This window comes from Shewanella sp. M-Br, assembly GCF_036245925.1.
Lineage (GTDB): Bacteria > Pseudomonadota > Gammaproteobacteria > Enterobacterales > Shewanellaceae > Shewanella > Shewanella oncorhynchi.
The window spans coordinates 1-13,591 of sequence record NZ_BJBV01000006.1; the positions used below are offsets into that span (position 1 = coordinate 1).

13 protein-coding genes and 1 pseudogene are annotated in these 13,591 nt (G+C 44.6%); 1 reads left to right on the top strand and 13 read right to left on the bottom strand.

Annotation, left to right across the window (positions count from 1 at the left end; all coding sequences use genetic code 11):
* Positions 1 to 302 precede the first annotated feature (302 nt).
* The 4 genes from AAA952_RS06085 to AAA952_RS06100 all read right to left on the bottom strand — a co-directional run bounded on the left by AAA952_RS06085 (position 303) and on the right by AAA952_RS06100 (position 6,183).
* Positions 303 to 3,137, bottom strand: coding sequence for an ExeM/NucH family extracellular endonuclease (locus AAA952_RS06085; RefSeq protein WP_338255338.1), 2,835 nt, complete (start codon positions 3,135 to 3,137; stop codon positions 303 to 305).
* Positions 3,138 to 3,420: 283 nt separating this feature from the next.
* Positions 3,421 to 3,936, bottom strand: coding sequence for a GDYXXLXY domain-containing protein (locus AAA952_RS06090; RefSeq protein ID WP_105252757.1), 516 nt, complete (start codon positions 3,934 to 3,936; stop codon positions 3,421 to 3,423).
* Entirely contained in the window at positions 3,936 to 5,099 is a 1,164-nt protein-coding gene (locus AAA952_RS06095; protein WP_338255340.1) for a DUF4401 domain-containing protein, read from the bottom strand. Before AAA952_RS06095 ends, AAA952_RS06090 begins: the two co-directional genes overlap by 1 nt.
* The gene (locus tag AAA952_RS06100) at positions 5,086 to 6,183 is read right to left on the bottom strand and encodes a DUF2157 domain-containing protein (protein ID WP_338255342.1); all 1,098 of its coding nucleotides are present in this window, start codon (positions 6,181 to 6,183) and stop codon (positions 5,086 to 5,088) included. Before AAA952_RS06100 ends, AAA952_RS06095 begins: the two co-directional genes overlap by 14 nt.
* A 137-nt stretch (positions 6,184 to 6,320) precedes the next feature.
* Between AAA952_RS06100 and AAA952_RS06105 the strand changes: the two are divergent.
* Positions 6,321 to 7,136 (top strand): annotated as a pseudogene (locus tag AAA952_RS06105) (substrate-binding periplasmic protein).
* A gap of 65 nt (positions 7,137 to 7,201) precedes the next feature.
* Here AAA952_RS06105 and AAA952_RS06110 read toward each other — a convergent pair.
* From AAA952_RS06110 to AAA952_RS06150, 9 genes are all read right to left on the bottom strand, one after another.
* Positions 7,202 to 7,597 carry a hypothetical protein gene (locus AAA952_RS06110; protein ID WP_105252761.1) on the bottom strand — a complete coding sequence of 132 codons (396 nt, stop codon included), beginning with the start codon at positions 7,595 to 7,597 and terminating at the stop codon, positions 7,202 to 7,204.
* A gap of 327 nt (positions 7,598 to 7,924) precedes the next feature.
* Positions 7,925 to 8,329, bottom strand: coding sequence for a hypothetical protein (locus tag AAA952_RS06115; protein WP_105252762.1), 405 nt, complete (start codon positions 8,327 to 8,329; stop codon positions 7,925 to 7,927).
* Between the two features lie 32 nt (positions 8,330 to 8,361).
* The gene (locus AAA952_RS06120) at positions 8,362 to 8,826 is read right to left on the bottom strand and encodes a GNAT family N-acetyltransferase (RefSeq protein ID WP_028760288.1); all 465 of its coding nucleotides are present in this window, start codon (positions 8,824 to 8,826) and stop codon (positions 8,362 to 8,364) included.
* A 19-nt stretch (positions 8,827 to 8,845) separates the two neighbouring features.
* Entirely contained in the window at positions 8,846 to 9,451 is a 606-nt protein-coding gene (locus AAA952_RS06125) for a GNAT family N-acetyltransferase (RefSeq protein WP_131525840.1), read from the bottom strand.
* Between the two features lie 417 nt (positions 9,452 to 9,868).
* Positions 9,869 to 10,492: a 2OG-Fe(II) oxygenase gene (locus AAA952_RS06130; protein WP_028760290.1), complete on the bottom strand. Its 624-nt coding sequence runs from the start codon at positions 10,490 to 10,492 to the stop codon at positions 9,869 to 9,871.
* Between the two features lie 193 nt (positions 10,493 to 10,685).
* Complete coding sequence (locus AAA952_RS06135; protein WP_338255348.1) at positions 10,686 to 11,183, bottom strand: GNAT family N-acetyltransferase; 498 nt, start codon at positions 11,181 to 11,183, stop codon at positions 10,686 to 10,688.
* Between the two features lie 31 nt (positions 11,184 to 11,214).
* Entirely contained in the window at positions 11,215 to 11,763 is a 549-nt protein-coding gene (locus AAA952_RS06140; RefSeq protein ID WP_338255351.1) for an NAD(P)H nitroreductase, read from the bottom strand.
* Positions 11,764 to 11,948: 185 nt separating this feature from the next.
* The gene (locus tag AAA952_RS06145) at positions 11,949 to 12,542 is read right to left on the bottom strand and encodes an HvfX family Cu-binding RiPP maturation protein (protein WP_338255352.1); all 594 of its coding nucleotides are present in this window, start codon (positions 12,540 to 12,542) and stop codon (positions 11,949 to 11,951) included.
* Positions 12,543 to 12,612: 70 nt separating this feature from the next.
* Positions 12,613 to 13,470: a DUF6279 family lipoprotein gene (locus tag AAA952_RS06150; protein WP_113938746.1), complete on the bottom strand. Its 858-nt coding sequence runs from the start codon at positions 13,468 to 13,470 to the stop codon at positions 12,613 to 12,615.
* Positions 13,471 to 13,591: the final 121 nt, after the last annotated feature.

Sequence of the window (13,591 nt, forward strand, 5' to 3'; positions counted from 1 at the left end):
TCATGCTGCAAACTGACGACAAAATTATCTTGCTTTGGGGCAAATATCTTTTTAGCTAAACGAACAGCTGAAGGGTTAATGAGGATTGTCATTGTTGCACCTGTAACCTTCTAAAACAGGGATATTTTATTAGAGCCCTCAGGGAGGCTTCTTGTTAAATAAAGAGGTGACGAGTCACTGGGGAAACAATGACAATTGATGCGTCACAACTGACAACAACTTTATTTTGCTTTTGGGCAAAAAGAAAAGCCCGCGGCTGCGAGCTTGGCGTCACTTAAAATCAACGGAATAAAAAGACTGGCTTAACGATAAGTCAGCGTCGTAGTATCCGTTAACTTGTCGTTATCTTTAACGGTCAGTTCAACTGTGTGTTGTCCACGGCGGGCAAGGCGTAATACCACTTGACCGTTAGCGCGGGTGCCATTGTCGAACGTCCATTTATGTTGCTTGATCACGCCATCGGTATCATAGCTAGTCGAGATAAACATATCGACGAACAGTAAATTGATACGCTGAATTTGCGCAACGGGTGGTTGTTTCACGTTGTCAGCAACCACTGTCACCATTTGCGACGTGCTATGGGTTAGGCCATCATTATCAGTCACAGTTAGCGTAACCAGATACTCGCCGCTTTGGTTGTAACTGTGGGTCACAACCTCACCCACTGCGGCAGTGTTATCACCAAAGCTCCACTCAGCTGACACGATTTGTCCGTCGCTGTCGGTTGAAGTGGATGTCAGTTGCACTGCAGCGCCATTCACCACTTGAGTGAAACTGGCCACTGGCGCGACTTTTTCCGCTTCAAGTAAGAGTGAAATCACCACAGGATCGTGATCCGATGAGCGGTAAGCATCACTTGCGAATAAGTCTTGGATTTGAGCGGGCGTCTTAAACTCTTCGTTGTAATCCAAAACGCGTGGTTCGTCGGTATTGATATGCCACTGCGTCACATCCACCACTTTATCCACCAGGGCAGCGTTTGCTAAAGCATGGTCCAACTGACCCGATTCAGCCGAGAACACATAGGAATAAGGATTTGGCTTTTCAAGTTTGGCAAACAGCTCACTAAAGCCTGCATTACCTAAAGCAGTTAATGGATCTTCCTTCGCATAGGCGTTCAAATCACCAATCAGCAATACGCCTTGATCTGGATATTGCTCGCTAATCCATTGACCTGCAGCCGTCGCCGCACGGGTACGAGTGATATTACAGTTGCCTTGACCGTCGTTAAGATCAGGTTCGCCCGCACATTCACTGCCCTTAGATTTAAGGTGATTAACCGCAACAACTACGCCTTCTTCACTGCCGTTCACGCTAAAGGCTTGCGTCAGCATTGGACGGTTTTTGCTATCGTCAAACAGGGGCTGTTGATCGCTATCTAATGGCGAATTTGCACTGGATAAAATACGTGCAGCGCCCTGCGGCGTGACTTTATCACTGCGATAAATCAAGCCGACTGTGATGGCATCGGTGCCAATCGCATTCATGCCTGTTGGCACGATATAAGCGTAACGTGCTTCACCCACAGCGGCATTCAAACCTGCGACTAAATCGGCAATGGCTGAATTAGCGCCAAAGCCATCGTTTTCAATTTCCATCAAACCAAATACATCGGCACTAATGCCCACCATGGCGCTGACAATCTTCGCCTTTTGACGCTCAAACTCGCTTAAGGTATTGGCACCACGCGCGGTTGGGAAACCTGCACCTTGGCCATCACCATTGAAGTAGTTAAGCACGTTAAAGCTAGCGACTTTTAGATTACCACCATCAACCAATGTGGGCGCAACTGGGCGTGGGTTTTCCGCCACAAAGTTCACCGTTTCGATTGGCATAATGCGATACAGATTAAAGCCATAGTGCATTACACCTGTGAGCGATGTGGCTTTATCGCCTACACGCACAGTGTTTGATGCGCTCAAACCAGGAGCGGGGAATTGCACAGGATCAGGATTCTGCGCCGTTAAACCGTCATCCAATAAAATACTGTCACGTTGGTTGGCTGCACTCACAGCTAGCGCATCCGCGCCCGGCGCAGCCACCTGCGTACCAATAAAGTGCCGCTGACTGCCTAATGAAATCTCGCCATAACGGCCTAGGTTATAGACTTCATTCACCACTAAATCTTGGCTAAAACGAACACGCATGCCCTCAAAGGGCTCAAAATCATCACTGCTGTTAACTGGTAAGGTCACTAGCGCGGCCTTTGGTAACGTTTGTCCTGTAGCACACAACTTGTGTTCTGATAAAGTCGTTAGTTCAGTTAAGCCTTGATATTCAGTGACTTTGGCTTTTAAACGAATACGATCGCCTGCCACATAAGTTGTAGGCGCATTGCCGGTATACACAAACACACCTTCCGAGGTTTTGGGATCACTATCGGCTTCGTTATCGGCCATTTGTACAAAAATGCCCTTAAGACCAGCTTCTTGATTACTGACGACAACCGCCTCAACCACTAAAGTTTGACCATTAACAGGGCTGGCAGCGCCCGCGCCTTGAAGCGCATGAATTGCTGTGGCTTCTTCGCCGCACACTAAAGAGCTTGGTGGAGGGTCGACGGGATCGGTTGGCGTACCCGCACTGAATTTACCAAGATCAGAAACATCATCCTTCGCAAAACCTAGCCAAGTGCTAAAGCTTACTGCATCGGTACTGATAGGATCGGCAATCAGCAGATCAGGATTACGGCGCAGGGTATTATCTTGAGTGGAGAGATCACCACTGCCCCACTCGGCGCCGGGATCAACACCGACTTGGCCTAAACTATCAATGACTTGATTTTGATAGGTCAGTTCAATCGCATCGTCGCCGTTAAAGAAGCTGGCGCTACTCTGTTGATTTGTAACCGCAAGGATATCGGCAGAAGAGTCATTATCGGCAACCACATAAGTCGCCCCTGCCGCTAATGAGCCAGTGAGCGCAATGGTCGTGCCGACGTTTGTGCTGCCATTAAAATAGAAGCGCAATTGGTATTGGCTTAAATCAATAGCGCCCGCGGTTGGGTTATACAGTTCGATAGCTTTATTATTACTGCTGCCTTCGACATATTCAGAAATGATCAAATTATCCGCGCCATGGGCAAGCCCACAAACGCTGCTGATGGCTAACGCCAGCACAGTTTTAGTGTTAAACATTGAGACCCCTAAATGTATTGTTTTAATATTTGGTATTTAATTGATGCGCTTAGATGCTTCAAGGTGATATCACCTCGAAGACTGACGATACTATAGGCGGTCAAGGTTACAAATTGGTTGCATCAAAGTTGCAACTTAAGGTGGATATTATTCGTGCGATTTAGCGATCAGAACTAGGAAGAAAGCAGTACGGGAGATGCTGGCCGCACTACACAGTGCGGCCAGAGATAAATCGAGGTTAATCAAGTAAGCAGAACAAATGGATGGCAATCCTGACACAGGGTTATAAGGGCTGAAGCTTTTCATCGAGTAAACTGACGAGCAGTAACTCACCTTGCAAATTCACTCTAAACTCACCGTATTTAGCTGCACTAAAATGATCGGCTTGTCCTTCTTCAAAGAAAAAGCTGTTCGATGCGAGCTTAATTTGATTACCACGGACACGAAACTGCACTCGTAGTTGATCTTTACCAAGTGCTTGGTCGGTATAAAAGTCCACAAAACGCGCCACTTTTTGCCCATCGACAGCCAGCAATAACTGCCCCTGCATTTGTTGCGGCGCTAAGGCGCTACGCACATCGCGCGCAATTGCATATTCAAGCGCCATGTAATCACCCTGCATTAATGAGCGCGGATCGACCGGTGCTAATGCAAAACGCACCACTTGGCCGTGATTAAGCAGCTGTTCGAATTTGAAAATGCGCCAATTCACGCCAGCGAGAATCGCCACTGTTGTGAATAATACGAGCCCAAGCGCCCATTTATGTGAAGCCGACAGTTTTCCCATCACATTGCCCATCACACAGTCTCCTTGGCATTTTCATTGGCAGGAAATAACCACCACATCACTAACCTTGCCACCAACAGCAAGGCGCCTAAGCCCATCAAATAACCAGATTTAAGTAACAGAGTTGTCTCTAGGGAATAATAATACCCGCTGACAAATAACAGCGCCGACACCATTCCCATACCTTTCAACCAAGACTCGTTGCAATAATAACCAAGCAAGATCAATAGAATAGCCGTTGATAAACCCTGCATAGGTAAAGATAAACCGCTAACGATGACTAAACCGATAACACACCCCAGCGCCGCTGGTGAGCTTAGTGATTGCTGGCGCTCGCGCAAGATTGTCACCAATAAAAATCCGCAAATAGCGAAAATAATCAACAGATGAGTCAGTGTCAGCCACAGGCTTTGCTGCCAAGGGCTAAATAAGGCTTCAAAAATACTGTCCATACTAAAAGCGTGCATCAACTGCAACGAAAGCAACGCGAGTGCGAAACCATAGATGAGCATCCGAGCCCTGCGATAATGACGCCCGAACTGATTGATATTTAATAACACTAGACTAATGACTACGGCAAAAAGGCTCGGGCTAAAATTGAGCAGTTCAAATTTTGCCATCAGGCCAATCACGCACCAACTTAAGCAAAAAGCGAATACAAACTGGGCTAGCCCATGGGCAATCAAGCCCCACAATAACAATGTAATACCCGCCATACAGAGATACCATGTGAGGCTAAAATCATTGTTAATTAAATCAAATAATCCCCATGCCACACTGATCAAACCACTCAAACAGGCGGCAAAAGCAAATTGTTCAATAAAAATCTGTTGCCGCGGTAAAAAATACAGCCCAATCCCCAAGGCTAAATAGGTTAAGCCGATAAATAAAATGACATCTTCTTCAACATGCTCAAAAATGGCACCAAACACTGCCATCATGAAGCTCAATAAAAACAACGCCGCTATCCAAGCAGCAAACGCCTGCATAGTGGCAATATACCAAGGGATATCATGGTCTTCTGGCATTTGAGCAGCACTAACATTGCCTTCGGCATACAAAGCTTGCCAGAGTTTGATTAGACTTAATTCACTCGAAGCGTCGATTGACGTAACACTATCAGTGCAGGGTCGAGTGATCATTTCGCTATCCTGTAAACCATTATTGTTGCTCATGAACATCTCCCACGCCCACGCTCCCTTGGGTGGCGATTCCTACAAACTGAGGTTTAAGTTTCCGGCTTAGCTCCCTCAACCAAATACTCAAACCTGTGCTTGCCAAAATGATATAAAGCCCAATAAACAAAAATCCACCTATGGGGTCATTATCCTCAAACATCAGCTTTATCAGTAACGCGGCACCTACGGCAATCAGGCTAAAACCGCCCAAGGCCAAGGGATATATGCGTGGTAATCTATAACGAAAAATAACGAATCCGAATATCAGATGGGCAAAATAACCACAGAAGATCCCAGTGCTGAAGCTATCAAGTTCAAGGAAATCGTCGAAAATAAGCCAAGTGATTAACCAAGTAAAACAGCCCATCGCAAACAATGAACAGGCATATTCAAGGATTGGCGCATGCCAGCGCCCCGCGACTTTGTGGTCTAAAAGTACAAAAGCATAATAGGTAAATAAATTCAAACAGATAAAGATCAGCAATTGTCCTTGAGCGCCCCAAAATAATCCCCAGAAATGGGAAAAGGAATCCAGAAATATCCCTATGCTAAGGTTTAGCAGTCCCACCAGCAACAGCCATAAACCATCAAATCCCGCCACCCAAGCAAAGGGTAAGATAACGAATGCCCATAGCGCGAATAACTGCCAAGGATCGGCGCCCGTTTGATAGGTTTGCCCAACTAACGCTAATAAGCCACCAACTAACACACTTGCGGCCAGTAGCACGCCATTGGCTGTCGTCGCACCAAAAGTGCTATCTTTACGATAAGAACTAACAGGGGAATAAATGTTGGCACGATAATAGAGCCAAGCAAATGCGCTGATAGCGAGTATTATCGCCACTTCAATCAGTCCAAATTTGGCAAATCGCCCCAAAGATTGCCAATTATAGGCAAAGAAAAAAATCACCCCACAGGCAAAACTTAACGCACCGAACCAGAGTAATAAATGAGCGATTAAGCGACGCCAACTCGACCCATCCGGCAAGACTGTCACCTGTCGATAAAGCTTATTCGCCTGCTCTTGCGTGATATGTCCCTGTTCAACCCAACCACACACTTGAGATTTTATCTTGCTCAATGTGAAATCTCCCTCATCCTGTTTGCGCTAGCTTACTATGACAGATTTAAAATTCGCACTTTATCGACAGCATTGAACAAATTAAATTGTGTATACTTGTAAAAAATCATTCATGCTAAAAATAACAAGGGGTGACTATGATATTGAGCCAGTTGTGTCGTCTACTCTTTTGTTTAGCCTTAAGCATTAGCGCATTTACCACGGCTATCGCCCAAGATAAAGTTCAGTCGCCAGCGATTCCCAAGTCAATTCCGACAATTCATGTCGGTGGTTATCAATTTGCTCCCTATGTCCATCAACAACAAGACGGGCGTTACACAGGTCTCACACTCGATATCATTAATGCACTAAATCAAGTACAACAAGAAGTGGTCTTTAAATTTGCCGTCACCAGTATTGAGCACAGATATAAAGCCTATTCCTTAGGTCGCTTCGACATGATGCTCTTTGAGAATCCCGCTTGGGGATGGCAAAAAATAGCGACTCAGTTTATTCCGCTACATATGATAGATGGTGAAGTCTTTATTGCACTTAAAACTAAAGCTCATAACCAAAGCTATTTCAAAAACTTAACCAACAAGTCAATTGCGTTTATCAAAGGATATCACTACTAGTTTGCCCACTTTGAAACCGATGCGAACACGCTGGCAAAGCAATTTCGTCCCTTGTTCGTCAGTCACAATAACGCCTCTATCGAAAGCATTCTGCGTGAACGCGCCGACATAGCACCCGTGACTAACTCTTACTTACAGTATTATTTAAAGGTTCATCCAGAAGAGAGGAAATTACTTTTAATATCAGATAAATGGGACCAAAAATACACTAATGGCATTTTACTCAACCCCAGTTCACAGCTCGATAGCAAAAGGCTCTCACACTGGATTGAACTGCTCATCAATAATGGCAAACTCGCTGAACTCGCCGCCCAATACGGTATTCAATTAACCCCATAATTCGCTGTTTGTTTTTCAAACTCTGATGCTTCAATCGCGATGATTTACAAACTATCATGAGCAATTTATGCGGCAGACAAGAGTGGCCCTAGCATAGCCAAAATACCAATGAGTAAGAAAATCAGCGCTTGCACTATGATCATCTGGCCACTATTTGGTGGACTCAGAGTGGCAATGTAAAACTGCCAAATCGCAAAGATCCCATAGTTCATCCCGAGGAATAACAACAGGCTAAAGGCATACATCCCAGGGATTACCTTTAGTGCACAGGCTAAAAGTGCAGCCGTTGAAACCACAAAAAATACCGATTGGCAGTGAAATAAGCACAGTAGCATTTGCTTGCTTTGCTGTGACACATTTGCCTTCAAGAGCGGCGCCAATAAAACCCGCTTACCATAGATTAAATGGTAGCCACAGACTCCAGCACTCAAAACAGTCGCTGCCATTATTGTTAATACCATAGTGCTCCTATTTAGTACTCATATTTGATTATCTTTGAATATCGTAAACTGAACTAAGAATTTAAAACTGAGGAAAATTTAAACCCAAGGCTTAAATACTTGACCATGTAACTAAGACCCTAAAAACTGCGGTTGAGTTTCAGCCGAGCTGAAAATAAGCAACTTAGTTCTAAGCCCCTAAACCAAACGGGGCTAAAATCTAGGGGAAACCGACTCAATATGAATGCCCCATCTGCTCCTTAGTGCTTGTACTTTAACGCAAAAAAGGAGCCATCAGGCTCCTTTTCTTCACAATCCGTAAACGATTACCCTGATTAAAACCTACGATTACATCGTCGCCATAGTCCAATAATTTAAACGCTTTTGTGGATCGGCTAACAGGTTTTTACATTCTTCTTTATATTTACCCATTAACGCACCTAAGTTGCTTGACCCCCCTAAGCTTTCGATTTGACGGGCTTTAGCATCGGCAACCGCTTGAGTGACCTCAGCTTCAGAGCTGTATTTCTTAGCTAAATTCTCAGACTCAATTTTAGAACTTTTTAAACGCTCACCCACAGCCTGCATTTGCGGTGCATTCATCGCCCCAATGGCTTCTGAGCTAATTTGATAGTAAGCGGCACATTCAATGGCTTCTTTACTAAACGCTTTTTCTGCTTCATCAGCCCAAACTGCAGTACTGGCACTTAAGACTAAACCACCTAATACTAACGTTTTTACCTGAGTTAACATGTTACTTTTCCTTTTAATCGCCATAAATAAACCTACTCAAGCCCTCGGTGGAGCTCAAGTTCGTAGATATAAAAATCTTGGTTACGCACAAACCCTAAACCTTCATACAAGCCCTGCGCGCGCTGGTTTTTTTGCTGTGTTTCTAACATCAAATAACTCATATTATGCGCTTTGGCATAACTGGCGGCCTGTAGCACTAACGCCCGCCCAATACCGACACATCGGGCATGTTGAGTCACATACACATCATTGAGGATCAACATAGGGGCCAAGCGTAACGATGAAAAACTGGGATACATTTGAACAAAACCTAATCCAAGCCCTTGATTATCTTTGGCTATAAATATCACTGATGAGCCATCTGACACTCTTGAATGAATAAACTGCTCCGCAGCCGCGAGATCATCCCTACGCCCATAAAACTGTCGGTACTCATTGAATAACACTGCAACCTCATGGACATGAGTCACATCTACTCGAGTTATAATGCTTGCCATGGGCCTTTCCTATTTATCATTAGAGTGTTGGCGGTCGTTGTCGCAATCGAAATTGCAGACTGTTTTTCACCGTTGGCCACTCGGTATCAATAATGGAATACACCACGGTATCGCGGATAGTGCCGTCCTTAAGAATCTTATGATTTCGCAATACACCATCTTGCTTAGCGCCCAGTCTTGCAATGGCTTGTCTCGAAGCTTGATTATGCCAGTGAGTACGGAACTCAACGGCAATGGCGTCTAAGGTTTCAAAAGCAAAGGTCAATAACAGCAGTTTAGCTTCAGTATTAATCCCAGTGCGCTGGGCACGTTTAGCATACCAAGTGTATCCAATCTCAAGACGACGATTATCAGACTCCCAGTTGCAAATTCGCGTGCATCCGACGATTTCCCCTGACACTCTATCCCGCACCGCAAAGGGAAAACTCAGGCCCCGCGCTTTTTCTTCGAGTGCTTTAGCCACATAGAGCTTCATCTCAGTTGGCTCAGGGACACTGGTAAACCATAAACGCCAAAGTTGACCATCTGTAACGGCGAGACTCAATGCCGCCACATGGGACAAAGATAAGGGCTCAAGTACAATATGCTCACCACTTAAACAACCTAAGTTATCTTCACAGCCCACAGTATCGCCTCCGTTAGATGATAGAAAAGTGTGTTGTAGCGCACGTTTTTATCTAGCCTAACATTAAACGAGAATAAAAAAATACCCTATTTTCAGCATGATTGGACAAATTCATTCCATTGTCGGCGGCTTAGATTACCTAAAGCTTAAGAATGTAAAAAAAATTGAAAAAATGAGTAGAAGGCAGTTAAAACAGGTTGGAATAAATACTGCTGCGGAAGAACACGCCGTGATGGCCAATCAATGTCCGAGAAATAGCCAATGACATTGCGCAGTCGCGATAAGTGATTGGTGATTGGTGATTGATGATTGATGATTGATGATGACGATGACCAAAAGCGGCAATCGAGAGCAAAAACACCTAAACCTGTGGGCAGCATTTAGGCGTTTGTTATCAGGTGAAGTTAAAAGCTAAAGTTAAAAACCATGCACGCTGTTACTGACCCTAAACCAGCCCGCAATGCTATTACGCTGGGCCAAGGTTTTAGTCACTTCATGGGGAAAACGCTCACTGAGGAAAATCACAAAATGGCCCATTTTAGGCGCGATGCGCTCAATCTCAATATCGGCTTCATCATAGATAATCAACTCACCACAATCTGCCGCTTTCCAGTCAGGATTTAAGAAAAACACTGTGGTTAAAATACGATTTTGGCTGCCTTTTAGCGCATCAACATGTTTTTTATAAAAGGCCCCAGGCTGATATACCGCATAGTGGCTTTCATAATCGAATAAGCCCATAAACAAGCGACGATTCAAGCCATTTTTGAGTTGTGTCATCAACTCAAGATACTGGGCATCGGGCTCATTTTGCTCTTCTAGCCACTGTATTCTGTCACGGCGAATGTCTGGATTTAAGTGCTGTTCAGAACCTCGACCGATAGAGGCAGCTTTTAATTCATATATTTCAGTTGATTGAATTTTTTCCAATAGTACTTGGCTAATACAGGAAGGAACTAAGTCAGATAAAAAGATATAGCCTTTGTCTACCAAGGCATCAGCGATCACGTCCAGCATTGCTTCACTTAATTGCGAAACCATTATGCTACATCCAAAAAAGGGCTACGCTTTTGCTGTACTCAAGGGCTCAAGGAGGGATTAAGTGAGCCTGATTTTCGAGGGGCGTCGATAAGAGATATGATTGCCATATCTCAACGATAAATTTTGCGAAATTCTAGATTAAAGAAGACGGAATTACAATAAAATAAAAGCCAATATAAACAATAGGTTAAGATTAACCAAACAGTTCAACAGGCTCATCATCTGGGCTGAGCTGCAAACAACTCTCAAAGTGTAATCCAAGTTTGTTCAGCAAAGCTTTTGAAGCACTATTATGGGCACTCACAATCGCGACAATACGCTCAATACCTAAACTTTTACCTAAGTCAAAAGCGGCTTTAGCCGCTTCGAATGCATAGCCCTTGCCCCAATATTGCGGCAAAAAAGCATAGCCTATATCGACATTGTCCAGTGTCGGCCGTTTGATTAAACCGCAGATGCCAATAGTGAATCCATTCTCGGCGAGCACTACAGCATAAAAACCAAAACCGCACTCGGCATAACTTTTCATCGGTCCATTGACGATATAATCCTTAGCCTGCACAAGTGTGCGTACTCCTCTATCCCCGATATTCTCTATAAAGCCTTGGCTATTGAGCAAGACTAACATAAAAGAAGCGTCGGCTGGGGTTAACTGCCGCAGGATGAGTCTAGGAGTACGCGCAACTTGCATAGAATTTCTCCACTAAAAAAGAGGGGCGGATTTATAAATAACGGACGTACTGACTGCCGTCCTTTTGCGGTTTCTTAGGAGCAGTAACGGCTGGCGTACCCACATACAAAAAGCCGACAATTTGATCGTGTGGCTCAAGACCTAAAGCAACATTCACATTCGCATCAAAGGCAAAATCCCCTGTACGCCACACTGCCCCTAAACCTAAGGCAAAGGCAGCCTGCTGCATCGCCATGGTCGCACAACCCGCTGCAATAAGCTGTTCAAGTACGGGGACTTTGGGATGTTGCTGCGTTTTCGCCACGACAGTAATCACCATAGGCGCACGCATTGGCATGCCCTTAGCTTTATTGACAAAATCCTCGTCGGCGCCGCTCGCTTTCGCTGCCTCAACAAAGATATCTGCCAAGGTCTCTAACCCTTGTCCTGCGGCAATAATAAATTCCCATGGCGCTAAGGCGCCATGATCTGGCACACGAATGGCAGCATCTAAGATGATTTTTAATTGACTCGCATCTGGAGCAGGAGCAGTTAATCGTGGAGTTGATTGGCGAGTGAGTAAAAGTTCAATAGCGTCCAAGTTCTTATCCTAGTTCGATATAAATTGCGCTCAAGCATAGCAAATTGCTGACAAAGAGGCATAAAAAAATCCCACCGCTTGAGTGGGATTTAACTTGTTGAGTGCACTTACCATCGAGTGTACTTAAAAATTAAATGCGCTTGAAAATCCGATGCAGTTAACAATTGAGCCCGCTTGAGAAAGACTTACTTAATCCTACAGCGCTTAGCGATGAAATAATCTAGGCTAGTGTAACGACCACCGCCTAAGGTAAAAAGTGTCAACAACATAATAAAATAGGTGATCGCAAACTCAATACCATTATTAAGCACAGCAAAATTACCTGAACTGGTCAGCCAGTCATAGTTACCGTGCTCCTGCAATAACTCTTTGGCTTTTATCAGTTTATCCCCTGCCTCAAGCACTCTGTCATTCGCAAGCCAAGAACTACCATCGGCAATCGCTAACCAACCATTTGGCCAATGCACAGTGAATGCGGCGACCAACATAGTGACCATCAAAGGGATAGAAATCAGTCGCGTCGCGAGCCCAAGCAGTAACAAGATAGCGCCAAAGAACTCGGTTCCCGCCGCCAATCCTGCCATTACCGCCGGCATTGGCAGACCTAAGCCCCAATCGGGATTGGCAAACCAAGCAACCGTATCTTCAAAGTGAGCGAGCTTGTTATAGCCTGCTTGCATCAACACGGGCACAAGGTAAATCCTGAGGGCTAATGGCGCTACGCCATCGAAATAGCGACTCATATTGAGCAATTTTTGGTAAAGGGATGCAAGTGGCATAGTGTCTCTCTTTGACTAATTTATTGGCTTGCAGGAATAGACCCTAGCAAGGCAATAAATCTTTCATGGCCTAGGCTTCTTTTTCAATCGCTTCCTGATTCAGTTCCTTGAGATCTTGAATGAGCCCACCTAACTTTTTATAAAAATGCTTAGACTGCTGCTCCGATAAGCTCGCATTCATCGCCAACAACAAAGTCCCAAATGCCTCAGTATTTTTACGTAAAAACACTTTATGTTGTTCTGACTTAAGCTCATCGGGCTGCGTCATCAGCAAGGTTAAACGCTCGGTTAATAATGCTTTATCGGCACGCTGACCCAGTGCAACCTCAAACTGGCGTAACCATTCGTGCCTGTACTCAAGCCACATATCTAAGGTGGATAAACGCTGTTGATTATATTGGTGAATAAGCACTTTTTGCTCCGCAGTTACACTTCCAAGCCAATCATCAAATTGGGTTTGAAGGTTTTCATCGGCATCTTTTTGTAACTGTTCAGGGGTTTTACCCGCAAATTCTTTAACGAGCTCCTGCTCTTCCTCCCGTAATTTTGTGAGGATCTGCTTCACCTGTTCATCGGACAAAGACATTATGATAGGTAGAAGCTCGGGCAAGGCGAACTCAAACAATCGAAACCAATGCCGCTTAGCAATATTCACATGATCTGCCCATAGCACTGGCGTTAACGTATTGGTTTTTATGAGGCCTTCGACTTCGGTCAATTGCACCACATAATGAGCTAACTCTTTGGATTGATGCCAAATGACAAATTTTTCAATGAGGGCATCAAATGCCTTTTGCTGAGATTTATCTAAGGTAACATAATCCTCTTGCTCCCAGCCGATGGCCCAGTCGAGGAAATGGTAACTGAATTTAGTGGAGCAGGCGCTTAAGCCTAAGAGACACACAAGTAGCATCACGCCTTTTTTCATACTGAATAATCCATCCTAGAATTGTTGCTAATAAGACGCTTGAGACTATATAAAGTTGCTTTTTATATCAAACAAGTTTGTCTAATAAAGGTTTTCAGTATGTTCTACCCGCATGTCCTAC